22 protein-coding genes and 1 pseudogene are annotated in these 22,511 nt (G+C 52.8%); 15 read left to right on the top strand and 8 right to left on the bottom strand.

From position 1 onward, the window contains the following. The 5 genes from QJQ48_RS23635 (at position 1) to QJQ48_RS23615 (ending at position 3,595) form a co-directional block, all read left to right on the top strand. Positions 1–660 carry a HupE/UreJ family protein gene (locus tag QJQ48_RS23635; RefSeq protein ID WP_346293711.1) on the top strand — a complete coding sequence of 220 codons (660 nt, stop codon included), beginning with the start codon at positions 1–3 and terminating at the stop codon, positions 658–660. Positions 661–724: 64 nt separating this feature from the next. Further along, positions 725–1,201 (top strand): nuclear transport factor 2 family protein, encoded by a 477-nt coding sequence (locus tag QJQ48_RS23630; protein WP_346293710.1) that lies wholly within the window; start codon positions 725–727, stop codon positions 1,199–1,201. A gap of 91 nt (positions 1,202–1,292) precedes the next feature. Continuing rightward, a complete protein-coding gene (locus QJQ48_RS23625) occupies positions 1,293–1,562 on the top strand; it encodes a hypothetical protein (RefSeq protein ID WP_346293709.1) in 270 nt (89 codons plus the stop codon). Positions 1,563–1,571: 9 nt separating this feature from the next. After that, positions 1,572–2,540, top strand: coding sequence for a CobW family GTP-binding protein (locus QJQ48_RS23620; RefSeq protein ID WP_346293708.1), 969 nt, complete (start codon positions 1,572–1,574; stop codon positions 2,538–2,540). Continuing rightward, positions 2,528–3,595, top strand: coding sequence for a WD40 repeat domain-containing protein (locus QJQ48_RS23615; RefSeq protein ID WP_346293707.1), 1,068 nt, complete (start codon positions 2,528–2,530; stop codon positions 3,593–3,595). Before QJQ48_RS23620 ends, QJQ48_RS23615 begins: the two co-directional genes overlap by 13 nt. A 433-nt stretch (positions 3,596–4,028) precedes the next feature. Here the strand turns inward: QJQ48_RS23615 and QJQ48_RS23610 are convergent, their stop codons facing one another. After that, positions 4,029–4,928 carry a LysR family transcriptional regulator gene (locus QJQ48_RS23610; protein ID WP_346293706.1) on the bottom strand — a complete coding sequence of 300 codons (900 nt, stop codon included), beginning with the start codon at positions 4,926–4,928 and terminating at the stop codon, positions 4,029–4,031. Positions 4,929–5,074: 146 nt separating this feature from the next. On the opposite strand from QJQ48_RS23610, the gene QJQ48_RS23605 reads away from it, so the two are divergent. The 4 genes and pseudogenes from QJQ48_RS23605 to QJQ48_RS23585 all read left to right on the top strand — a co-directional run bounded on the left by QJQ48_RS23605 (position 5,075) and on the right by QJQ48_RS23585 (position 7,879). Continuing rightward, the gene (locus QJQ48_RS23605) at positions 5,075–5,725 is read left to right on the top strand and encodes a glutathione S-transferase family protein (protein WP_346293705.1); all 651 of its coding nucleotides are present in this window, start codon (positions 5,075–5,077) and stop codon (positions 5,723–5,725) included. Between the two features lie 108 nt (positions 5,726–5,833). Continuing rightward, positions 5,834–6,474: pseudogene (locus QJQ48_RS28410) on the top strand (FMN-dependent NADH-azoreductase). A gap of 30 nt (positions 6,475–6,504) precedes the next feature. Beyond that, positions 6,505–7,476, top strand: coding sequence for a quinone oxidoreductase family protein (locus QJQ48_RS23590; protein WP_346293703.1), 972 nt, complete (start codon positions 6,505–6,507; stop codon positions 7,474–7,476). Between the two features lie 91 nt (positions 7,477–7,567). Further along, positions 7,568–7,879, top strand: a complete 312-nt coding sequence (locus QJQ48_RS23585) for a putative quinol monooxygenase (protein ID WP_346293702.1) — start codon at positions 7,568–7,570, stop codon at positions 7,877–7,879. Between the two features lie 547 nt (positions 7,880–8,426). Here QJQ48_RS23585 and QJQ48_RS23580 read toward each other — a convergent pair. Then, the gene (locus tag QJQ48_RS23580) at positions 8,427–9,878 is read right to left on the bottom strand and encodes a multicopper oxidase family protein (protein WP_346293701.1); all 1,452 of its coding nucleotides are present in this window, start codon (positions 9,876–9,878) and stop codon (positions 8,427–8,429) included. A gap of 495 nt (positions 9,879–10,373) precedes the next feature. Here QJQ48_RS23580 and QJQ48_RS23575 point away from each other — a divergent pair, with 495 nt between their 5' ends. Further along, a complete protein-coding gene (locus QJQ48_RS23575) occupies positions 10,374–10,928 on the top strand; it encodes a DUF305 domain-containing protein (RefSeq protein ID WP_428843086.1) in 555 nt (184 codons plus the stop codon). A 63-nt stretch (positions 10,929–10,991) separates the two neighbouring features. Further along, entirely contained in the window at positions 10,992–11,117 is a 126-nt protein-coding gene (locus QJQ48_RS23570) for a hypothetical protein (protein ID WP_346293700.1), read from the top strand. A gap of 46 nt (positions 11,118–11,163) precedes the next feature. Here the strand turns inward: QJQ48_RS23570 and rppB are convergent, their stop codons facing one another. The 5 genes from rppB to QJQ48_RS23545 form a co-directional block, all read right to left on the bottom strand. Further along, positions 11,164–12,549: a two-component system sensor histidine kinase RppB gene (gene rppB, locus QJQ48_RS23565; protein ID WP_346293699.1), complete on the bottom strand. Its 1,386-nt coding sequence runs from the start codon at positions 12,547–12,549 to the stop codon at positions 11,164–11,166. Further along, entirely contained in the window at positions 12,518–13,207 is a 690-nt protein-coding gene (gene rppA, locus QJQ48_RS23560; RefSeq protein ID WP_346293698.1) for a two-component system response regulator RppA, read from the bottom strand. Before rppA ends, rppB begins: the two co-directional genes overlap by 32 nt. A gap of 14 nt (positions 13,208–13,221) precedes the next feature. After that, on the bottom strand, positions 13,222–16,395 hold the full coding sequence (locus QJQ48_RS23555; RefSeq protein WP_346293697.1) for an efflux RND transporter permease subunit: 3,174 nt from the start codon (positions 16,393–16,395) through the stop codon (positions 13,222–13,224). A 101-nt stretch (positions 16,396–16,496) separates the two neighbouring features. After that, the gene (locus QJQ48_RS23550; RefSeq protein WP_346293696.1) at positions 16,497–16,943 is read right to left on the bottom strand and encodes a FixH family protein; all 447 of its coding nucleotides are present in this window, start codon (positions 16,941–16,943) and stop codon (positions 16,497–16,499) included. A 56-nt stretch (positions 16,944–16,999) separates the two neighbouring features. Then, positions 17,000–18,769: an efflux RND transporter periplasmic adaptor subunit gene (locus QJQ48_RS23545; RefSeq protein WP_346293695.1), complete on the bottom strand. Its 1,770-nt coding sequence runs from the start codon at positions 18,767–18,769 to the stop codon at positions 17,000–17,002. Positions 18,770–19,035: 266 nt separating this feature from the next. Between QJQ48_RS23545 and QJQ48_RS23540 the strand changes: the two genes are divergently transcribed. From QJQ48_RS23540 to QJQ48_RS23530, 3 genes are all read left to right on the top strand, one after another. Continuing rightward, positions 19,036–19,857 (top strand): MauE/DoxX family redox-associated membrane protein, encoded by an 822-nt coding sequence (locus tag QJQ48_RS23540; protein WP_346293694.1) that lies wholly within the window; start codon positions 19,036–19,038, stop codon positions 19,855–19,857. Between the two features lie 133 nt (positions 19,858–19,990). Then, the gene (locus QJQ48_RS23535) at positions 19,991–20,500 is read left to right on the top strand and encodes a DUF411 domain-containing protein (RefSeq protein ID WP_346293693.1); all 510 of its coding nucleotides are present in this window, start codon (positions 19,991–19,993) and stop codon (positions 20,498–20,500) included. A 46-nt stretch (positions 20,501–20,546) separates the two neighbouring features. Then, positions 20,547–20,696, top strand: coding sequence for a hypothetical protein (locus QJQ48_RS23530; protein WP_346293692.1), 150 nt, complete (start codon positions 20,547–20,549; stop codon positions 20,694–20,696). Between the two features lie 329 nt (positions 20,697–21,025). Here QJQ48_RS23530 and QJQ48_RS23525 read toward each other — a convergent pair whose 3' ends face one another. Then, positions 21,026–21,601 (bottom strand): DUF305 domain-containing protein, encoded by a 576-nt coding sequence (locus QJQ48_RS23525; RefSeq protein WP_346293691.1) that lies wholly within the window; start codon positions 21,599–21,601, stop codon positions 21,026–21,028. 417 nt (positions 21,602–22,018) lie between these two features. On the opposite strand from QJQ48_RS23525, the gene QJQ48_RS23520 reads away from it, so the two are divergent. Continuing rightward, positions 22,019–22,438: a hypothetical protein gene (locus QJQ48_RS23520; protein WP_346293690.1), complete on the top strand. Its 420-nt coding sequence runs from the start codon at positions 22,019–22,021 to the stop codon at positions 22,436–22,438. Positions 22,439–22,511: the final 73 nt, after the last annotated feature.

Here is a 22,511-nt window from a genome sequence, read left to right as displayed (position 1 = left end):
ATGACACAGTTTCGGTTTTTAAGAGCGTTTCCGAGGGCGATCGCGCCAGCTAGCCGCCTGGCCTTGGTGATGATAGCCGGTTTACTGCTGGCCGCCCCCCCGGTGCTGGCCCACCACCCATTTGGCGGCAGTACCCCTGATAACATAGTGCAGGGTTTTCTATCGGGAATGGGCCACCCGGTGATTGGCCTAGACCATTTGGCCTTTGTGATTACCGCTGGGCTGATGGCAGTAGCCGTGGGGCGGGGGCTGATGGTGCCTGTTAGCTTTGTCCTCGCCTCTTTGCTGGGCACGGGGCTGCACCTAATGGGTCTGAATTTGCCCGCTCCAGAATTCGTGATCTCGGCGTCAGTGCTGGCGTTTGGGGCGCTGCTGGCAATGAAATCGCAGCCGCACACCGGCATTGTGGCAGGGCTAGCGCTGCTGGCCGGTATCTTCCACGGCTATGCGTATGGCGAAGCAGTCGTCGGCGCGGAGATGATGCCTTTGGCGGCGTATCTGCTGGGATTTGCCACCGTGCAAATGGCGATCGCGCTGCTGGCCTACGGCATGGCCGATCGATTGACCGGCAGCCGGGGAAAGTCTCTAGGTCTAAGGTTTGCGGGCTTTGCTCTGGCAGGCGTGGGCGCGGCGTTTCTCTCTGGCGTAGTGCTGGGCTAACTTCGCTGTTGGCCGTCCCTGTACCGCTATGTCTCACTGTTTCTAGCTCGGAGTACCGTAAGGCATGACCACATCTGCTAAAAAATTAGTTCCTCCCTTTGACCAGGACATTGCGATCGCCAAAGTGCGCATGGCGGAAGATGCCTGGAATGGCCGCGACCCTGATCGCGTATCGATGGCCTACAGCGAAGATAGCTTTTGGCGCAACCGGGCCGAGATCTTTCAAGGGCGAGAGGCCATCCGCTCTTTCCTGCAGCGCAAGTGGGACAAGGAGCTGGATTACCGTCTGGTGAAGGAAATGTGGGCCTTTGGCGAAAACCGCATCGCCGTGCGCTTCCAGTATGAGTGGCATGACAATGCCGGCCAGTGGTACCGCGCCTATGGCAACGAAAACTGGGAGTTTGACGACAGCGGCCTGATGCGGAGACGGGAAGCCAGCATCAATGATCGCCCGATCGCCGAGTCCAATCGCCGCTTCCACTGGCCCGCTCCCGGCCCCCGCCCTCAAAACCATCCCGGCCTGATCAACTCACCAGAATAAGCATCTTCTAGCCAACAGGAGCAAAATCTAACGCAAGATTCGGTAGGTTGGTGCTGAGCCTGCGAAACCCAACATCTTTTGAGGACGTCATATGAACCTCTTCAAACAGCCCCGCTCTGACGCATCGCCCGAAACCCTCCGCCAGATCAAAACCTGGGTTGCTGCTGCCCTTAACCTGCCTGCCGACGTGCCCATCTCCATCAGCCAGCTGCGCTGCCATGAACGGGGCTGTCCCCCGGTGGAAACCGTCATCTCCGTCATGACCCAGCCGGTACAAACCTATAAAATTCATCAGCCGATTGCAGCGGTGCAGCAGGCCGACATTCTGCAACGGCTGCAAAACTCGTCGTGTTCAAAATGAGTCATCGCTATGATAGCCACTGCCACTAAAAGCGTGCCGGTCACCGTCCTCACCGGCTATTTAGGAGCCGGTAAAACCACCCTGCTCAATCGCATCTTGACCTACGAACACGGCAAAAAAGTTGCCGTGATTGTCAACGAGTTTGGCGAAGTCGGCATTGACAACCAGCTCGTGATTGACGCCGATGAAGAAATCTTTGAGATGAACAACGGCTGCATCTGCTGCACCGTGCGGGGCGATCTGATTCGCATCATTGGCAATCTGATGCAGCGCCGCGACCAGTTTGATCACTTGGTGATTGAAACCACCGGGCTGGCAGATCCAGCCCCTGTAATTCAAACCTTCTTCGTCGATGAGGACATTCAGACTCAGCTGGCGCTGGACGCGGTGATCACCGTCGTCGATGCCAAGCATATCTGGCAGCACTGGGAAAGCGACGAAGCCCAGGAGCAAATCGCCTTTGCCGACGTGATTTTGCTCAACAAAATTGATCTAGTGACCGAAGCCGAGCTGACGGAACTAGAACGGCGGATTTGCGAGATGAATGCAATGGTGAAAATCTACCGCACCCAAAATTCTGAACTGGCGATCGACTCAATTTTGGGCGTCAAGGCGTTTGACTTAGACCGGGCTCTGGACGTTGACCCTGATTTTCTCAATGAAGATGCTCACGAGCATGATGATGAGGTCTATTCCTTCGCCATTGTGGAAGAGCAGCCACTAGACAGCGAAAAGCTCAGCGCCTGGGTGAGCGACCTGCTGCAAACCAAGGGGCCGGACATCTTTCGCACCAAAGGCATTTTGAATTTAGCGGGTGAAGACGATCGCTATGTGTTTCAGGGCGTACACATGATTTTTGATGGCCGCAGCGATCGTCCTTGGAAGCCCAATGAAACCCGCCGCAGCGAAATGGTGTTCATTGGCCGCAACTTGGATGAATCTGAGATCCGCCGGGGATTCCGGACGTGCCTCGCGTGAAAGCTACCTCGCTGCAGGTAACGCCCCGGACACAATACGTCCTGTCGGACTATATCACCGGACTCGCCTGGTCGCCCAAAACGGAAAAGCTAGCCGCGATCGCCGCTAGCGGTGAGGTCACTCTCTATAGCACTTCTGGTGAGGAATTGCCCCTACAGCCTGCAGCTGGCCTGGCTGTGAATTGTCTGAGCTTTGCCGCTGATGGGCGATTCCTCGCCACAGCCGGACAGTCGGGCCAGCTAACGGTTTGGAATATAGCCGCCCATCCGAAAATTTGGCTGCAGCAGACCCACGCTAGTGCCTGGATTGACACATTGGCCTGGCATCCCACGCTGCCTTATTTGGCCTATGGCGTTGGCCAGAAGACTATTATTCTAGATGTCGAGCAGCGGCAAGATGTCGCAGTCTTGGACTTTCAAACCTCTTCTATACTGCACTTGGCCTGGCAGCCGACTGGAGAGCACTTGGCGGTCAGCGGTCACGGCGGCGTCAAGGTTTGGCCGGTCAGCGACTGGCAAGCCGCACCCAAACACATTCAAGTGCCGGGAGCGAGCCTGCACTGTGCCTGGTCTCAGGACGGACGCTATCTAGCCTCTGGCAATCTAGATCGCACCCTTACCGTGACCCAGTGGAACAGTCCGCCGCCTTGGCTGATGCAGGGGTTTCCGGGCAAGGTACGGCAGACGGCCTGGGCGAAGGGAGCTACGCGCTCAGAGGCTCCTTGGCTGGCAGCGGCCTGTGCTGAAGGGATTACGGTTTGGCAACGAGAGAGCAAAGGAAAGCAAGGCTGGCGATCGCAGGTTTTGCAGGGCCATCGCGATCGGGTGAATGCGATCGCCTTTCATCCGCATTCTGCTTACTTAGCTTCAGTGGGCCAGGATGGACGCGTCTGTCTCTGGCACTGCGGGCAAACGCTGGTTCAAACGCTCAAACATGGACAGGTCGGCACGACTTGCTTGGCTTGGTCAGCATCAGGCCTGTGGCTAGCAGCTGGAGACAAGGCTGGCGAACTAAGCCTGTGGCAAGTTTCACGCCAAGTCAAAGGCTTTGGCTAACATAGGGCCATGGCAACGATTCTGGATAAAAAGGGCCATTTTATCCAGAACTCTTGCTGTGCAAGCCCTTCAGCGTGAGACGACTCTGAAACTGCGCTCCGCAAGACAACATAAATCCGCTCAAGCGCTCTCAGTGCTGGCCTTTTAAGCCACAAGTATTCAGCCATTTTCGAGGGGTAGAATACGGACTGAATGCTTTTATCGATCTACGCCACGTAAAATACCTCAGAGAGTCTGATACAGGTGATATTCCTCAAAGCTTTGTAAATCAATACTTTTGATGATATTGCTCTGTTGAGGTGAAGCCTGGCAAGAGCTTTCCCCGTCTATTTTATAACGACTAAGCTAAGCGGACAAAGTCGAGTTTTTTTGACTAAAAATCAACTTATGCTTTGTTCCGCTTCAGCGATTGGTTATGCGGCTTTAGACCTTATTAAAGCTGCATCGCTGGTGATTCTTTAGTAAGATAGCTACTGCTTGATGTCAGCGCCATAGCAACAAAATCAATAAATGTTTTGATGCGAGTCACGTGGCGTAAATCCTCGTGGGTGAGAATCCACAAATCTTTTTCTAAAGGGGCGATCGCCGGTAACAACTGAACTAGCTCCGACTCGGTATCGCCCACATAGGACGGTAATACCGCCAAACCCTGGTTTGCTTTAACCGCCGCCAGTAAAGCCGCACAGGTGTTGAGACGGTACTGACACCGTTCCTGCGGCACCATTTGCCTGAGCCATTTAGCCGTAGCCGCATCAATGATGCCGTCGTCAAACCCGATCCAGTCGTGGCGACTTAAATTTTTCAGATTGGGGTGGGTTTTGAGGTATTGCTTCGACCCATAAACGGCGCTAGAAAAACTGGTGACTTTTCTGCCGACCAGAGTTTCGGGTGGATTCTTCGTAGTACGAATGGCAATATCAGCATCTCGTTTCGTCAGGTTGAACACCTCGGTCGAAATCAGAACCTCTAGCTCAATTTCTGGATAGGCAGCCCGAAACTTAGCAAAACAAGGCGATAGGAGTTTAATAAACAGCGCGTCAGAGGTGGTGACGCGAATCGTGCCGCTAGGGCGCATATCTTGGCCGCTGATCCGCCGGTTGAGATTAGCAATATCGACTTCAATCCGCTCAGCCGCCTGACAAAAATCTTCGCCCGCCGCCGTCATCACATAGCCCGTCGGTAAGCGCTCAAACAGGCGTACCCCCAGATCTTTCTCCAGGGTGTTCAGCCGTCGAAACACGGTGGATTGATGCACTGACAACTCCCGCGCCGCTTCGGCCACGCTGCCAGCCTGGGCGATTTGTTTGATATATTTCAGGTCATTCCAGTCCATTTCGCATTTTTGCAAATTTGCCTTGCGCCTTTGCTTATTCTAGTCGCTTTTTTGCAAGTAACAATGAACCCATTGGAACTTCGAGAGCGATCAAAAGCACTCGTCGGGTCGCAAGACCCTGTTTTGTAACGATTAGGAGCAAATTTGTGATTGAACTCTACAGCGACGGCAGCCCAAACGGCCACAAAATCAGCATTGCCCTAGAAGAGTTGGGTACTCAGTACACCGTGAACCCCGTCAGCGTGTTTACCGGGGAAGGGCAGAGTGACGAATTCTTGTCGATTAACCCCAACGGCAAAATCCCGGTGATTCGCGATACGGCGACGGGCCAAGTGGTAACGGAATCGAACGCGATTTTGCTGTATCTGGCTGACCAGGCTGGAAAACTCATCCCGGCCCAGGGGCAAGAACGGTGGCGGGCGATTGAACTACTGCTGTTCCAGGCTTCCACGGTTGGCCCCATGTTCGGACAGCGGGCCCATTTCACTATCATGGCTCCCGAAACTATTCCCTATGGCATGGAGCGCTATCTGAAGGAATCGAACCGGATCAATTGGGTGGTGGATGAGCTGCTGAGCGATCGCCCCTACTTCCTGAGCGACTACTCGATCGTGGATATCGCCTTCTATGGCTGGTATTTCACTGCCGAGCACATGGGGTTTGCCACCAAGCCCTACCCGAACCTGCATGAGTGGTATCGCCGGGTGGGGGCACGTCCAGCGGTGCAGCAGGGCGTCACCGTTCCCAAAGAATTGCCAGAACTCCCTCCTCGTAAGGATCTAGCGGTCTCTGCCTGATTAAACATCGTAGGTTGGTGTCGAGCTTGTGAGACCCAACAGTTCCCCGAATCCCTAAGTGTCGCCCAACCTACGCAATCAGTAAATACATTACGGATTGACTTGACGATGCCACAGCAACTAACCCATTTGACACCGCACATTCTACGTATTGACTCCAGTGGTCGCTATCAAGACTCAGTGAGTCGTGCCTTGGCCGACACTTTGGTCGCAAAACTGCGATCGCGCTATCCCCAGGCTCAAATGACGATACGGGATACGAACCGTGATCTGCCTTTTGTAGATGATGTCTGGATTGCAGCGGCATACACGCCAGCAGCGGAGCGTTTTCCTGAACAGCATCAGGTGCTGGCCCTCTCTGACAAACTGGTCGATGAATTTGCCGCCGCCGACCTGCTCATCTTTAGCATCCCTATTTACAACTTTTCGATTCCAGCTTCCCAAAAGCCTGGATCGACCAGGTGGCGAGGATTGGGCGCACGTTCAACTACACCAGCGCGGGGCCGCATCCCCTGCTGCCCAGCCGCAAAACCTACGTCATCGTCACCTCCGGCGGTACCCCCGTGGGCAGTGACATTGACTATGCTACAGGCTACTTCCATCACGTGCTTGGCTTTCTCGGCATTACCGACGTAGAGCTGATTGCCGCAGACCGGCTGCTCTCCCAGGGTGAAACCCAAGTCCAGCAGGCTCGCCAGAGCATGAATGCCCTGTTGGATGAGTTTCAACCCGTTGCATCCGCAGCTTAGTTTTGTTGTCCAAATCTAGAGGAAAAAATCATGGCCCATGCTATTCACATTTACGAGCAGGGCGGACCCGACGTTCTGCGCTATGAACCCATCGAGGTGGAAAAACCGAAGGCCGGACAGGTGAGACTGCGCCAGAGGGCGATCGGGGTGAATTTTCTCGATACTTACTTCCGCAAAGGGGACTTTCCCCTGCCGTCATCGCCCTTTATCAACGGCTTTGAAGCTGCTGGCGTGATTGAGGAAGTGGGTGAAGGCGTCACTGACTTGGAGGTCGGGCAGCGAGTTGCCTATCAGTTGGTAAAGGGAGCCTATACCGACATGCGTACAATGTCTGCCGAAAGGCTCGTGCCCCTGCCGGACGCCATCAGCGATGAGCAGGCAGCCGCCATGATGCTGAAGGGCACCACTGCCGAATATCTGGTACGACGGGTCTATCCCGTGAAAGCGGGCGATACGATTTTGGTGCATGCGGCGGCAGGCGGTGTCGGATCGCTGCTGTGCCAGTGGGCTAAGCACTTGGGGGCTACAGTCATCGGCACCGTCAGCAGTCAAGAAAAGGCGGATCGCGCTAGGGCAAATGGCTGCGACTATCCAATCTTGTACACTCAGGAAGATTTTGCCGATCGCGTCAACGAACTCACCCATGGCGACGGCGTTCCTATAGTTTATGACGGCGTCGGGCACACCACGTTTCACCGCAACTTTGACTGCCTCGCGACCTTTGGCGTCAACCTGCTGTTTGGCTGGGCCTCCGGTAAGGTCGAACCGCTGGATGTGCACCGCTTAAACAGTAAGTCCCATACCGTCGTCAACCCCAGTTTGGGACACTACACCGGCACTCGCGAACTGTTGTTGGAATCAGCGCAAGCTCTCTTTGATGTGGTGTCGAAAGGTGCCGTCACCATCAACGTCAACCATCGCTATCCCCTAGCAAAGGCGGCGCAAGCTCACGCAGACCTGGAAGCCCGTCGAACAGAGGGTTCAGTTGTGCTTGTGACATAGCTAGCAGCGATGGATTTTGGGGGTTGGCTCATGCTGACCCTCATATTCCCACCCGTCCTCAATCAAAAACAATATCCACGGAGAAACCCCAATGGAAAACACTACCACTACCATAATTGTTCGCTTCCCTGTTAAGCCAGAGCGAGCTGCGGAATTTCAGATGGCATTCAGCGGATTACTGAATGGATTGCGGCAAGAGCCCACCTTCATCGAGGCCCGAGTTCACCAAGACTTAGACGATCCCAATATTGTGGTTTTCTACGAAACTTATCGGGAAGACCGGCAAAGCTTTCTTGATCGAGTGCCTCAGAAACCCTGGTTTAAGATATTTCTCGACCAGCTGCCAGATTTGTTGCAAAGAGATCGCGATGTGTTTTGGCAGGAGCGGACTGAAGTGTATTAGTGCGATCGCTCTTTGCGGCCTAGGAAATGTGGTTCTGTCGCAAAAACTCAGGAGTGGTAGATTAGGAGACCGATTTCCTCATGTCATCTATCTAGATGCTCTGAGCGCAGCTGATCAGATTTGTCAGAGGACTTATTATCGAGATGCTCTTGGCGGGCCTGGTCGATGCGGTTGGCTGATTCTGCGGTAACGGCTTGGGCCGAAGAGATAGCGGCGGCAGAGAGGACAAGAGAGAAAATAGCGAAGGTGATGCGTTACATGATTTAGCTCCTTAGTTTGCGTTTTTGATTTCAATCATCTTGAGTCCTACTATGACGGCTCTCTCTGAGGCTTCTCTGACCGCAACCTGAGAATGGCTTAATGGCTAACTGAGAAGTCTGAGAGCAAGCTGACTGGCGGCTCATATGTCTCAAAATAGGTGGCAATAGAGCAGATCTGGACACTCAACCATAGACTAGTAGCGACTACGCTAATGTCCCGATGGACTATATTTTGTCTTTGCCACGAGTGTCGCCAGAGTCACCAGTTTTGAAACATGATGCCGTTGTTAAGCTGGCTGCATCTCTACAATTCCCATCATGCCCCGGTCTTCGTGATCTAAGACATGGCAGTGATAGACGGTTTTGCCCACATAGTCACGAAAGGGAATGCGAATACGAACGCTCTCGCCGGGACTGACTGACACCACATCTTTCCACGCAGCATAGGGGGCAGGCTGACCGTTGTGGCTAATCACTTGAAACTTATTGGTATGAACGTGGAAGGGATGAGCCATCGTCCCTGTGTTAATGATTTCCCAGTCCTCCACGGTATTAAGCTGCACCTGGGTGTCGATACGGTCATGCTCGAAGGCTTTGCTGTTGATCAAAAACACCATGCCCATGCCGCCGCCCATACCGTGGTTAAGGGTGAACTGACGTGTAGTTTGAGGTTCCGGCAGAGACTCAATGGTTAGGAGTTGATTAGGTAACGGGAGCGTATCGATAGTGCCGTTGTAGGTCAGGGTCGCTACCGTTTCGGTGGAGTTGCGATTTGGAGAACTCCCCATCATGCCACCGCCCATCATGCCCTGAGCCGGGTTGAAAAGCTGGTTCAACAAGCGATACTGTCCAGGTTCACGGTCTGCTTTAACCAACACCTCAACCCGTTCCCCCGGAGCAAGCACCAGGTCGTTGAGTTCAATAGGAGATGCGATCGCCCCGCCATCTGTCGCAATCAGGTAAAACGGATGCTCTTCCAGGGACAACCAAAAGAACCGAGACGTTGACGCATTCAGCAGTCGCAGCCGCAACAGTCCTCCTTGAGCTACCTCTAAAGATTGATTGAACTGACCGTTAGCCGTGAGTAGATCGCCAATGCGTCCAGTCATCTGGGCTATGTGACCGGGGTCAGGAATGTTACCGCTGCGATCCAGGGCAAAGTCCTTGAGGACAAGAAATTCTTCTTGAGCCGCTTGAATTTCGGGGATTCCGTCCAGTTCGCCGCGCACTACAAACATTCCGGCAAGCCCGCCAAAGAGCTGCTCCGCTACCAGCCCGTGGTAGTGGGGGTGATACCAGAAGGTGCCTGCCGGATGGTTTTGAGGAATCTGGAACTCATAGCTGTAGCTTTCGCCGGGTGGAATTTCGAGAAAGACGTTGTCCCCGGTGCCCGTCGGCGGGATATGGAGCCCGTGATAATGGAGGTTAGTGGGCTGATTTAACCGATTGGTGAAGCGAATCTGAACGGTGTCACCGGGCTTAGTCTCCAACCGAGGACCAGGAAGATGGCCGTTGTAAGTTAGCAGGTTAGCATTGCGGCTGCCCAGTTTCACTTGCTGCGCCTCCGCCACCAAGTCGAAGCTGAGCAATCCACCTTCGCTACTGTGTACTGGAGCCGGCTCCGATATTGGACTTGGCGCAGAAGATTGCAAAGATCCTCTAGAGCATTGAGAAAGCAATATTGCTCCTGTAGTTCCAAGGCTTAACCCTAGAAACTCTCTTCGCCTCATAGCTTTCATCACAATTGCATGAATATAGGTACTGTAATCGTAGAGTCTCTAGCCAGCTGTAGGGTCAAGATGAGATACCGAACACGATACCGTGATTACAACTTAGAGAAAAACTATGAAATGGCAATGAAATAAGGACTATAGAAGCTAATTTGTCAATATTTCGACTAAATTCGCGTTGATTAACATTTATCGATGAAATTAAGATGAAATCGCTCTATCCCTTTAGAGTGAAGTCGAGTTTCCTGCCATCGATAGGTGATGAGAGCGGCGGTTTCTCGCTATCTCTATGCCATAGAGATTTTAGGATAAGTATCCGGTTTAACTACAAACAGATTGATCTAGCTTTGATGAAGCGATGGCCTGTGCAGTGACATGTGAGCACTGCACCGAAGCCTGCATAACTGAGTAACATCACGTTCCTAAAAGTTACTCAGCGTAAGTAAATTTATTTTTTTGATGTGTTTATTTTGAGGAAAACCCATGACATCTGAAGGCAACGCCATGAAAACCCAGGCTGACAAAGGACATGACGGCAGCATGAGTAGCTATGTCAGATACTTTGCCATGATTGGCACCTCAATCGTGGTGATGTTCTTTTTGATGTATCTGCATTCATATCAAATTCTTGACCATGCTTGGTTTAGTGAAACGCGGGTTTATATGGCCCTGATTATGGGTGCCGCGATGATGGTGATCATGCTGTCGTACATGCTGCATATGTACAAGAGCCGTAGCATGAATATCGCTATTTATGTGGGTGCCATCGTTCTATTTGGTGCTTCGTTATGGTTGGTACGCAGTCAAATCACCGTAAGCGACGTCGATTATATGGAAGGCATGATTCCACATCACTCGATCGCGATTTTAACGAGTGAACGAGCTCAAATTCAGGATATTCGGGTGCGTGAATTGGCAGATAAAATCATCGAAGCCCAGCGCCGAGAAATCAAGGAAATGGAGTGGCTGATTTCTGATATCCGAGAAAACGGATTGGTCACAACCCAAGCTGAGCTAGAAGGCAGACAGGTACCAGATTTTGCTCCCACTCCTGAATAGTTTGTAGCGGTTTTGGGAAAGAAAACAACTGGCACAAGTATCAATAAAGTCGTGGTTAGATGTGTGGCGTTACTGAATCAAGGGATGAACCTGGTGTTTTCCGGTCGTGAGCGAGCTGACAATCGCGGTGAAAGTGCTGTGGTGCTGATGACGCCAGAACGGGCGATCGCCCTATCGAGATATGACTGACACTCTTAATCTAGCGAACGCTGCGTGAATGCAGAAGCTCTTCTATCTAACCCGCCATCGGCAAGGTAATCGTAAACATGCTACCCTTTCCAGATTCACTCTGTACCTGAATATCGCCGCCGTGGGCCTGAGCAATCGCCAGCGCAATCGACAGTCCCAATCCTGAGCCACCACTCTGGCGGGAGCGAGCCTTTTCAACTCGGTAGAAGCGATCGAAGATTTTAGTCTGGTCCTCTGGGGCAATGCCAACTCCGGTATCCTCAACCGTCACTACCGCTTGGTTTCTTTCACCTTCAGGAAACATCTTGCGAACTGTCTGCTGGAGCCGGATGCTCACTTTTCCACCTGCGGGGGTGTGCTGGAGGGCATTGCTGACAATGTTGAATACTAATTGGTAGAGATGTTCTTCGTTGCCAACGACAACGAGTTCAGGTTCTTTGGGCTGATCCAGGATGAGGTGAACATCGTTAGCAATTGCTAAAGCCGCCAGTTCTTCTTCAAGGTCACTGAGAACATCCTGCAAGCAGCAAGGTGTCTTGACTGATGGCATATGAGCATCCAACCGAGACAGCAGCAGCAAATCACTCACAAGATTGGTCAGGCGGTGATTTTGACGATTAATCACCTGTAGCGTCTCACGGGCTTCAGCATCAGAAATTTCCGGCAAGCGCATCACGGATTCTGTAGTTGCCTGAGTCGCCGTCAGGGGTGTACGCAATTCATGAGCCGCATCAGCAGTGAACTGCTGAATTTTGCGATAGGACGCCCGAACCGGCTGCAGTGCCATCCCTGCCAGCCACCAACTTGCCCCCGCAATCAGCCCTATTGTGATGGGCAGGCTAAGCAAAATTATCCAGCGAATCATTGTCAAATAAGTAGCGAAGTCGCTAAAGGAACGCCCCACCAGCAACGTGCCGAGTTGAATTTGCTGATTTAGGTCGTAAAGGGGGATGGCAATTTGTCGATACTCGTTACCAGCGGTATCCCATACCGTTTGCCAAGAGTCTTCTGGGTTCGTGGCAGGCAGACCCTCTGGATAGACACCTGCGGTAGCAATCAGCTCCTGCTCTGGGGACAAGACTCGAAAGTAGTAGCTACCCAGGTAAAGGGTGCCCTGGTGATGTCTCCGCGATCGCTCGAAGGGAACTCGACACGGCTCTCCGGCCACGCATAGATTCGGCAGTAAGTTCGGCGAAACACCATCAATCTGACCATTGGTAGTGAGGATCTTTTCCAGCGCATTGTGGACGGGCTCAGCGACTGACTTAAGTTCGCGGTCAGCAGTAACGCGGTGAGCATGGGCGATCGCTTCGTAGACGCCCAATCCACTCAGCCCCAGTACCACAGTCATGACACCGGTATACCAGACAGTAAGCTGCCAACGACTGCGGCGAAACAGCTTATTGGGCGTTGAGGCGGTATCCCATGCCATAGACGGTCTCAATATAGTCTTCACAGCCATGTTGAGCTAATTTGCGGCGGAGCAACCGCATCTGGGCGGCCACCACATTGCTGTTGGGTTCGGCCCCAATTTCCCAGAGCTGGTTGAGCACCTGATCGCGGGTCAAAATTTGATTTGGATGCTCCATGAAATACTGCAGCAGTTGAAACTCTTTTTGGGTGAGTTCAATGGGTTGCTCAGCGTTTTTAGTTTTGAGTAGGGCGATGCGGCGATCGCAGTCCAGCATCAACGGCCCCACCCGTAGTTTACTGGGCTTGATTTCAGGCGATCTTCGTCTCAATGCTCGCAATCGCGCCAGCAATTCCGCCATGCTGAAGGGCTTCACCAGATAATCATCGGCTCCGGCGTCCAGGCCAGTGATGCGGTCATCAATCTGGTCTTTGGCAGTGAGCATGAGGACGGGTAGAGCGTGGTGATGATTCCTCAGCCATTGACATAGCTCAACCCCCGACTTTCCGGGTATCATCCAGTCAAATACGCCTATCGTGTAGAGTGATAGATCGTGCTCCAGATAGGCCATAGCCTCATCCCCCGACTGAACCCAGTCCACCACATAAGCTTCCTGGGTCAAGGTACGCTTGATGGCTTTGCCCAAGTCGGGCTCATCTTCAACCAACAGAATACGCATCAAAACGACACCAACTACTTACCAATAATAGGTTCCAGTTTTTTCGGAGTTCGTCGCCGTCCGCGTCGCTTTAACCATTCGGTTGCGTCGTCAATAAACGAGTATACTACCGGCACCACCACCAGAGTCAGCAGCGTTGAGAGCAGCAGCCCACCTAAAATCACAGTTGCAATAGGTGAGTAGGCATCCATGCCAATTTCCGGGAAAAAGGCCAGCCGCACGATGACAATCACAGTCGTCAGGGTGGTCATGGTAATAGCCTTTAACCGTACTGGGCCAGCCATGCGAATAGCTACATCACGGGGTACCCCCTCTTCGCGTTTTGCCAGAATCAGCTCCAGCAGCAGAATCGCCGCCGAAAGGGAAAGGCCCGAGAGAATCACAATCCCCAGAATCGAGACTGTCGAGAGAGTCTGCTGCGCCAGAATCAGCCCGCCGAACACCCCCACTAGTTGCAAAGGCACTGACAGCATCATCACTAATGGCTGAATGAAGGAGCCGAACTGAATCACCAGAATTAGGTAAATCAGAATCAGCGATACCAGTAGCCCTTTCAACAGACGATCGAACTCAATCATCATATCGGTCATGTCGCCCATAGAATCGATGCCGTAGCCAGGAGGGAAATTAAGTTCTTGCCCTGCCCGCATAGCGATCATCATGGACAAATCCATTGACGCGGGTCCCCCCTTGCGGTAGTAGCCATTGACGTACACAACTCGTTTTCCGTTGACATGCTCAATCAGGGTAGGACCGTTGCGTCGCTCCAGAGTAGCAACTGTGTTCAGCGGCACTTGCTGTCCCATTGGAGTCGTAATATAGGTGCCCGCCAGATTATTGAGAGTGCCTCTATCGTCTTCTTCGTAACGCACTAAAATTGAGTTCTGCCGTAGGTTAGGACGGTTGTAAAAGCGCTGTGTAAAGCCTCCATTAAGGGCATAGCGGGCCTGCTGAGCTATCATCCGCACGTTTAGTCCCAGTTCCTGAGCGCGGCGACGATCTACCGTGAGCTGATATTCCGGCTGGGAGAGGGCAGAACTGGTCTGAGCCATCACCAGACCGGGAGTGTCTTCAGCAATGCGAAAGACGCCCTCAGCCAGACGGTGTAGCACTTCTAGGTCTTCACCATAAACAGCGAGCTGGATGGGCGCGGCAGAGGTGGCCATTACGTCCACGCCCATTTCCTTCAAGGCAATGCGGCGCAAACCCGGAATGGTGCGGCGGGCTTCCGCTTCCACGCTGTCCATAATTTCCCAGATGTCTCGTGATCGCTCATCCTCCAGGGTGATCATCAGTGACGCCGAGTTGACGCTGCCCATGCTGTAGCCGGTGAAATAGGTGCTGTTGCGGGTCAGCTCAAACCCGGTTTGGGACGATACTTTAGCAATGTCGGGCTGGGCTAGCAGTAACTGTTCTAGTTGGTAGACGCTCTCATCGGTTTTAGCGAAGGAGGTACCGGCTTCCATCTCCAGAGACGCCATAAACTGACCGGAATCGCCCAGGGGCATCATTTCCTGAGGCACGAAGGGATAGAGGGCAACAGCCAGCACAATGGCAGAACCGGCGATCGCCAACGTAATTTCGCGATTATTCATGCAGCGATCCAGCAGCCAGCCATAACCTCGCTCTAGGTTCCGAAAGCCCACTCTTATCGGGGTCATCAGCCACTGCAACCAGGTCTGCCGCTGCCATCGTTCCTGGGGTGACTTGAGCACAAAAGCGGCAATCAAGGGAATTAGCGTGATCGACACAATCAATGAGGCAATGAAGGCGAACACCATAGGCCAAACCAGCCCCACAAACATCAGCCCGGTTAGCCCACCCGCCAAAATTGTCGGCAGCAGCGCCGCAATCATCACGCAGCTGGCCGCAGCGCTGGCTAGAAATACCTCTCCGGTACCCTGAATCGCTGCCTGCATCGGTCGTAACCCCTGGCGCAGCTTCTGGTCAATGGAATCAATAACAATAATCGAGTCATCCACCAACTTGCCAATCGCCATCATCATGCCAATTAGCGTGGACGAGTTAAGCGACATCTCGATGGGAATGAAGGGTAGCGTCGAAAGAGCTAGGGACGTGGGAATAGAGATCATGATGATTGCCGTCGCCCGGAAGTCTTCCAAAAAGATCAAAATCACCACGCCCGCCAGCAGCACACTGATCAGCAGCTCTTGAAAGGTGCTGTCGAGAATGATGTTGACCAGGTAGGAGTTGTCATAGGCTTCCTGAAATTCCAGGCCCGGATACTCGGCCTGGATGCGCTCTAGCTCTGCCCGCACCTGCTTGATAACTTTGGGTGAACTGGAATCCGGCTTCTGAATCACGTTCACGGCCAGAGCCGCTTCACCGTTGTAGCGATAGCCACTGCGTCGTTCTTCAAAGGTATCTTTCACAGTCGCCACATCGCGGACATAGACCACCCGCCCGTCCTGCTCCAGGATGGGGTAGTCCATCACCTCTGCTGCACTCAGCGCCCGCTTATCGGCCCGCACTAGAATCTCAGAATCTCCCTGGGTGAGCACGCCTGCACCCTGACTGACGTTGTTAGCATCGATTGCATCCCGCACCTGCAAAATCGACAGGCCATAAGCCGCCAACTGCTGCCGGTTGACCACCACCTGGAGCTGTCGCCGATACCCTCCAAAGATAGACACCGCCTGCACATTGGGTACCTGAGTCAGGCGATCGACCAGGGTATTGTCGGCAAATTCCCGCAGTTGCACTGGATCCCACCCCTCTCCCTGCAATGCCAGGGTCAACACCGGGCGGTTCAGCGGATCAATGGGCAACACCCAGTAAGAACGGGAGTTAAAGCCATCCAGCTCGATATCTCCCTCTGCTGCCGTCATCAGGCTCTGGACAGACTGCACTGCTTTGTCGATGTCGCCGCCCCAGGCAAACTGAATCGTCACCAGGGACATGTCCTGCTGGGAACTGGAGCGAATAAACCGTACTCCGTCCAGCACCGTCATCCGCTGCTCAATCGGTTTACTGATATAGGTTTCTACTTCTGTCGGCGATGACCCTAGAGCCATCGTGACGATGGACACCAGCGGACTTTCCACATAGGGCATCATCCGCACCGGCAGTAGGAACAGCGTCAACACCGACAGCACCAACACGGCGATGTAGATAGCAGCGACAATGACAGGGTGCTTGATAGACCAGCGGGTGAGGAAGCTTTTCATCAATCGAGACCAGTGTGCCCAGAGCCAATAAATGCGGATATTGAGATATACGAAAGAGGAACATAAGGCATTGTGTCCCTCAAACCGTTTGCCAAAGTTGGCTACCGCACGTCGAGGTTGAAGGTGGCCTCACCGGGCATCGCGGCGTCTGCTGATTCCACTTCCATAATCCACATGCCTTCCATGCCCAGGTTGGTCTTGACGGTGTACTGACCAGGTTCCTTAGCGGGCTCGACGATCGCCATCGTGGTCATCGGTTCCATGCCATCCATCGGCATCGAGAGATCAACCTCTAGATTCTTGATAGCAACGGGCTCATTAGTTGCCGGATCAATTACCTGCAACACCAGTTCTGCATCACCCATTGGAACCGCAGCGTCTTCTGGGGAGACGAGGGCGATCTCCACACCTTCCGATTCAGCCGCCTCAGTTGTCTCCGCCGCTGGAGCTGCCGCCGCATCGGGGGCTTCCGTCTCCGACTGATCGGCACTGCCGCAAGCGGCACTCAACAACCCAACCGCCACCAAAACAAACAGAACTTTTTTCATGCAATCCTCAACTGCGTTGATTAAAGAATGGACACGAACAGAAGCGCGATGTCGCGCTACTCAACTGGTACGGTGATCAGAGCCTGGCCCTTGTAATCAGGGTCATTGACATCGACTTTGATGTGCCATTCCCCCACCATGCCGAAGTGAGTCTTGACCTGGAACCGTCCCGGCTGACCTGTGGGCTCGAACTGCACCATTGTGGTCATCGGGGCCATGTTGGGCATGGGCATCGTGACATCGACGGCTACATCCTCAACGGGCAACGGTTCCTGAGTATCGGGGTCGCGAATTTCTATGAGCAGGTCTGCGCCCCCCGACTTAAAACTTTTTGTGGAATCAGGTTCGACGATCGCTATTTCCACATCGCCCTGGCTGCTGTCTCCCAGCATCGGCACGGGATTGCCTGTGTCATCTACTACGGCTACCTCAACACCGGGTACTAAACGACTGTGGCCCGAGGTGATGACTTGGTCGCCAGGATTAAGACCGCTGCTGATAGCGATGCGATCGCCATTCACCATCCCCGTTTCTACTGTCCGCCGCTCGGCAGTGGTGCCCGTCATTACCCAAACGGACGGCTCACTGTTGTACTCCACCACCGCAGATTGCGGCACCGACAGGGTATTGCTCTGACTCTTTGTCAGCAGCGTCATTTCTAAATACTGGCCCGATAGCAAGCGCCCCTGAGGATTGTCGATTAGGGCTTCCACTACCACCGTACGGGTGTCATTGTTGGTCTGAGGAAAGATGCTAGTGATACTGCCGGTCAGCGGTTCGTCTGTGGCTCCCGGCACCTGGGCGCGAATCGGGGTGCCCACTCGAATGTAGCCTGCATCTTTTTGGGCCACGTTGGCCTGCAGCCGTACCCGCGAGTAGTCGCCAACTTTCAGCACGCCCATCCCCGGCTGCACCACAACACCCGGATCAACCATTCGGCTTTGGACAATGCCGCTAATAGGAGACTGAAGCGTAGTGTAGCCCTGCATCACAGCGGCGGTATTCACTCTAGCTTCAGCCTGTCCGACCCTACCTCGTTCCCGCTCGACCTGAGTTTGCAATCTTGTCAGTCCTGCTCTTGCCTCTGAAAGAGCGGCTGCTTTCGCGGTAGCATCGGTCGCTACGACATCGTACTCTTGCTGGGAGGTCGCTCCCGCTGCGGTTAGTTTTGCAAAGCGATTTTTTTGAAGATTCAAATAGTCCAGTTCTGCCTGAAGGCGAGCAATTTTCTGTCGTTGCTCATCAATTTCAACCTGGCTCATCTGCAAGGAAGTTAAAGTCACATCGGCCTCAGCATTGGCTTCTGCTAGCTCTGTCGATCTCTCATCAGCAATCAAGTCTGCTAAAACCTGACCCGCTTCAACGCGATCGCCCGGATAAACCGAATAATTTGTCAACTGCCCCGCCACGCGCGGATACACCACTGCTTCCTGATAGGGCATGATTGAACCCGTGTAAGAAACCCCGGCCTCGAAGTTTCTCGCTTGCACCACTTCCACCGTGACAGGTACTGGGTTAAACGCCCCATCCACCCGCATCATCTCATCGTGGGACATGCCGGGCATATCATGACCTTCCATTCCCGCCATTGAGTTAGAGGGTTTGATGGATTGGGTGATGAGCAAAATACCACTGCTCAGCACTGCAAAAACGCTTAGGCCCAGCAGGACACGAGCGTACTTCCTGAAACCTGCTGGCTGAGTTGGTTCTGAATCTGGTAACTGGGAATCTGTACTCGGAGACCCCAGAGATTCAGTCAGGTCGTCTGAAGCGTTAATCCCAGAGCCATTGATATTTGAGTGAGGCGAAGGAGGTTCCTGAGACATAAACAATCAGTACTGAAAGAACTGTCTCTGCGAAATTATCAGTCAATTGTGAAACCAGGATGAAATACCCGGTGCTTTGCACAAACCCCATTCAGTTCTAATCAGTGAGCTGCACAGCCTCGATAACTCCACTCAGGACAGTAATTTAGATAACGAATAGGATAGTCAGGATTTTTCCAACCCTCCCTTGACCTTAAAGTTCACTGTAGGCTTTAGCGTAGGGTCAGTAACCCATTTGATGCCGTTGGACATCGCAAGGTGAACCCATGACTACTACCCTTTCAAACTCGCACGCAACCCATGTTAATCTGCAGTATCCGGTCAAGCTCTACCGCATGTCTATCCCTGAACACGAATGCCCTTGGGGGCTACGGGCAGTGAATCTGCTCAATGAGAAAGGAGTTGCCTTTGAAGATATCAAGTTAATCTCCCCCGAAGAGGTTGCAGCTTTCAAAACACAGCATGACGTGGCGACGACGCCTCAGATTTTCTTTGGCGATCGGCGTATTGGAGGCTACACTGACCTCGCCGCTTACTTCGATGTCGAAGCCGAAAAAGCCGACTATTCCTATACTCCCGTTGCTGCCCTGTTTTCCACCGCTGGCTTGATGGCATTGGCGCTCTCTCTAGGAGTCCCTGGCTTCATGGGCATTGCCCTCTCCATGCTGGCTTCACTAAAGCTGATGGATCTCGATGCCTTTGCTGAAAGCTTCGCCAAATATGACCTGGTGACACAACGGTTCAAACCCTACGGCAAGGTCTATCCCTTTGCAGAGTTAGCGATCGGTCTGGGGTTGCTCTCTGGTGTTGCGCCCCTAGCAACGGGTATCGGCTCCCTGGTAGTGGGCATTAGTGGGGCAATATCTGTTTTCAAAGCCGTCTATATTGACAAAATGGCACTCAACTGTGCCTGCATCGGCGGCAACTCGAAAGCACCGCTGGGCGTGGTGAGCTTTGCGGAAAACGCCATCATGGCGCTAATGGGCGCAACCCTGATCTTCTCTGCTGTGGGGAACCGAGAAGTAGAACCGCAAGCCGTGCTGTCATCTCAGGAAGCCGCAATTGTCCAAGTGCAGGAGAGCGAATAGCGATCGCCTTTTGAGATGAGCCATCGGCGATCGCCCCCAATTTCATTTCTATTTCATGATCGCTCATCAAGATAGTGAGCTGAATTGTTGTAGAAAAGGCTAAATAGCCTGACATTTTGGTGGAGAAGAATTTATGAATCGTTATGTGTTTACGTCTGTGCTCATCACAGTAGGGCTAGTTTCAACAGGTATCGCTGCGACCGGATGTTCTCTGGCTCAAGGCCCTAACGCAAGACCGGAGACAGACGCTGCTGAGCAACTGGCGATGACGTCCGAAATTGCCGTCTTTCGAAGCCCGGCCTGTGGCTGTTGTGGTCAGTGGATTGAGTATATGGAAGCGACTGGCTTTACTGTCAAAGACAATCTGACTGAAGACATGACCGCTATTAAAGCGCAGTACGGAGTCCCCGCCAACCTGGTCTCTTGCCACACAACGATTGTGGACGGCTACGTCATTGAAGGTCATGTTCCTGCAGAAGATGTGCAGCGATTGTTGACTGAAAAACCTGATATTGCCGGTATCGCTGTTCCTGGAATGCCCATTGGCTCTCCCGGTATGGAATCGGGTGATTATGTTGAACCCTACACCGTTTTCTCCTTCACCGAGTCGGGAGAGACTGCCGCCTTTGCCGAACATTCCTGATTGAGACTTAGAGGAGTTACGACGAGTCGAAAACTCCTCAGCCTCTATGGATAGCTGCTGCAACGCCGAAACTGAATCTCCACTGGGTACTTGTCCTCAAGACGGCAGTCAGGGAAAGCCGGTAAAACTCATCACGCTAAAAAGCCTACTGACCCCTGAGTCTCTGGCAGACCTTGATGCCCAGCAAGACTACTAGTTTTGCTCCCAGCCGGAATGCTCGGTCGTCTATTTTTCCGCTGTGAACCAGTGTTTTATGCAAAAGCACCTAAAACAGCCTATTTATCAGAAAAACCTCAGTAAAACAGTGCCCGTTTGCTACTGTTTTGGGCCGTACAGCTAGGGCAAGAGGGAAATCCTCTTGCCCAGATTAAGGTACATATTAAAGCAGGGCGCTGCGGATGTGAGGCCAATATCCCAGGAAAGTTGCTGTTTAGAGAATATTCGTGCCTATCTCCAATCTCTGGGAACGCCGCAAACACACAGGTAGCCACAGTATCAGTAGTGCTCAATGATTAGTGAACAAGACTACTTGTCGTACCACGTCTGCCGCCACTGTTGCATCTGGTTGATTTCAGCTTGTTGAGTATCAAGAATTTTTTGGGCGACCTGGCGCAGTTCGGGGCGATCGCTCTTCTTCAATACCTGCTCTGCCATTGCCAATGCCCCTTCATGGTGCGGAATCATGGCATTGATAAAGCGCAGGTCGAACTCGGCATCGGCCGTGCCTAAGTCCCCATCCATCATCATGGTGGTTTGCATCTCCGGCGTCATCGCCATCGTGTGCCCCATCTGGGCATCATACATCACCAGTTCTGTCCCCGCCTCAGGATACCAGGCTTGCCGCCACTGCTGCATCTGGTCAATTTCTCCCTGCTGCGCCACAATCACCGCCTCCGCTAGTTGCTTCATCTCGGATCGTTGGGAATTTTGCAGTACTGCTTCGGCCATCGCGATCGCTCCCTGGTGGTGCAAAATCATGCCATCAATAAAGCGCAAATCAAATTCAGCATCCTTCGGCCCCAAATCCATCGTCATTGCATGGTCAGCCATAGGGGGATCGCCCATCGGCATGGTACGAGTCTCGGAACCTTGGGAAGTCATCTGGGAGGGGCTACATCCAGCCAAAATCGCCGGCGCTGAGAGTAAACCCCCGACCAACACCCACGAAAAAAACGTTCGTTGCAGGCGCATATCGGTCTACATCCTTTTATAATCAAGCAGTGAATAACCGTCATCGAGTGAAGCATTGAAGCGCTAACTCGCTCGAATAACGGCTGATGCTCATTATGAACCTAAAAAAATGAAATCAGGGTGAAATGATAACTGAGCTGATTTCATCCTCATTTCATCGTTAGATGCAAAACTGCAACCGACGGCTTGCCTGGGTAGAATTCCGGTGTGGCTTGTTGCTACATAATGCTCAATCGTTCATTATTTCTAGGTGCTGATGGCTAAGTCCTAGCCTTGTCAAAGCATTACCTATATACAGGAAATCAGGAGATAAAGAGGAGTAGACTGATGACTCGCTGGCAACGCAGCTACTGGAAGATTATTAGTGGCAGTGCTATTGCTACTAAAGCGCCACTCACCCTCACCGCTGCGGCATTAGCCCACGGCGGTTCCCACGGGGAAGACGCCGAAGCCACCTCTCCTGTAACAGCAAATGAGCACCACACACCTATCCCTGAAACGGCAGCGAGTAAAGAAATGCCCGAATCCTCCAATGCTGAAGGGGCGGTCATGCCTACCACTGATATACCGATGAAAACCGATGAGACGACTATTGAAGTATCGCCAGCAACTCAAGGATCTCCCGTAGCAGTTTCCCGGGCTAATGTTACAGAAGAATTCTCAGTTGGTTTGGGAGAATCTCTATTAGGATTCATCATTGCTGGCCCATTCCTGCTGCTGTCTCTAAAAAAGAAACTGCAATCCTAATGGTGTTTCCAAAGGTTTTCATACAGAAGCGTTCAGGCTCACCTGACCGATGAAAAGAAAATTCAACCAGCTT

Origin of the sequence: Sphaerothrix gracilis Ecp01 (genome assembly GCF_030405905.1) — a bacterium.
Lineage (GTDB): Bacteria > Cyanobacteriota > Cyanobacteriia > Phormidesmidales > Phormidesmidaceae > Sphaerothrix > Sphaerothrix gracilis.
Note: the sequence above shows the minus strand (reverse complement) of the source record. Positions and strands in the feature narration are given on the sequence as shown.

What these genes read in the sequence shown, in the direction of transcription:
- QJQ48_RS23635 (WP_346293711.1), top strand. Translation starts at nt 1, where the DNA reads ATGACACAGTTTCGGTTTTTAAGAGCGTTTCCGAGGGCGATCGCGCCA.
- QJQ48_RS23630 (WP_346293710.1), top strand. Translation starts at nt 725, where the DNA reads ATGACCACATCTGCTAAAAAATTAGTTCCTCCCTTTGACCAGGACATT.
- QJQ48_RS23625 (WP_346293709.1), top strand. Translation starts at nt 1,293, where the DNA reads ATGAACCTCTTCAAACAGCCCCGCTCTGACGCATCGCCCGAAACCCTC.
- QJQ48_RS23620 (WP_346293708.1), top strand. Translation starts at nt 1,572, where the DNA reads ATGATAGCCACTGCCACTAAAAGCGTGCCGGTCACCGTCCTCACCGGC.
- QJQ48_RS23610 (WP_346293706.1), bottom strand. Translation starts at nt 4,928, where the DNA reads ATGGACTGGAATGACCTGAAATATATCAAACAAATCGCCCAGGCTGGC.
- QJQ48_RS23590 (WP_346293703.1), top strand. Translation starts at nt 6,505, where the DNA reads ATGGCCCATGCTATTCACATTTACGAGCAGGGCGGACCCGACGTTCTG.
- QJQ48_RS23585 (WP_346293702.1), top strand. Translation starts at nt 7,568, where the DNA reads ATGGAAAACACTACCACTACCATAATTGTTCGCTTCCCTGTTAAGCCA.
- QJQ48_RS23580 (WP_346293701.1), bottom strand. Translation starts at nt 9,878, where the DNA reads ATGAAAGCTATGAGGCGAAGAGAGTTTCTAGGGTTAAGCCTTGGAACT.
- QJQ48_RS23575 (WP_428843086.1), top strand. Translation starts at nt 10,374, where the DNA reads ATGAAAACCCAGGCTGACAAAGGACATGACGGCAGCATGAGTAGCTAT.
- rppB (WP_346293699.1), bottom strand. Translation starts at nt 12,549, where the DNA reads ATGGCATGGGATACCGCCTCAACGCCCAATAAGCTGTTTCGCCGCAGT.
- rppA (WP_346293698.1), bottom strand. Translation starts at nt 13,207, where the DNA reads ATGCGTATTCTGTTGGTTGAAGATGAGCCCGACTTGGGCAAAGCCATC.
- QJQ48_RS23555 (WP_346293697.1), bottom strand. Translation starts at nt 16,395, where the DNA reads ATGAAAAGCTTCCTCACCCGCTGGTCTATCAAGCACCCTGTCATTGTC.
- QJQ48_RS23550 (WP_346293696.1), bottom strand. Translation starts at nt 16,943, where the DNA reads ATGAAAAAAGTTCTGTTTGTTTTGGTGGCGGTTGGGTTGTTGAGTGCC.
- QJQ48_RS23545 (WP_346293695.1), bottom strand. Translation starts at nt 18,769, where the DNA reads ATGTCTCAGGAACCTCCTTCGCCTCACTCAAATATCAATGGCTCTGGG.
- QJQ48_RS23540 (WP_346293694.1), top strand. Translation starts at nt 19,036, where the DNA reads ATGACTACTACCCTTTCAAACTCGCACGCAACCCATGTTAATCTGCAG.
- QJQ48_RS23535 (WP_346293693.1), top strand. Translation starts at nt 19,991, where the DNA reads ATGAATCGTTATGTGTTTACGTCTGTGCTCATCACAGTAGGGCTAGTT.
- QJQ48_RS23530 (WP_346293692.1), top strand. Translation starts at nt 20,547, where the DNA reads ATGGATAGCTGCTGCAACGCCGAAACTGAATCTCCACTGGGTACTTGT.
- QJQ48_RS23525 (WP_346293691.1), bottom strand. Translation starts at nt 21,601, where the DNA reads ATGACTTCCCAAGGTTCCGAGACTCGTACCATGCCGATGGGCGATCCC.
- QJQ48_RS23520 (WP_346293690.1), top strand. Translation starts at nt 22,019, where the DNA reads ATGACTCGCTGGCAACGCAGCTACTGGAAGATTATTAGTGGCAGTGCT.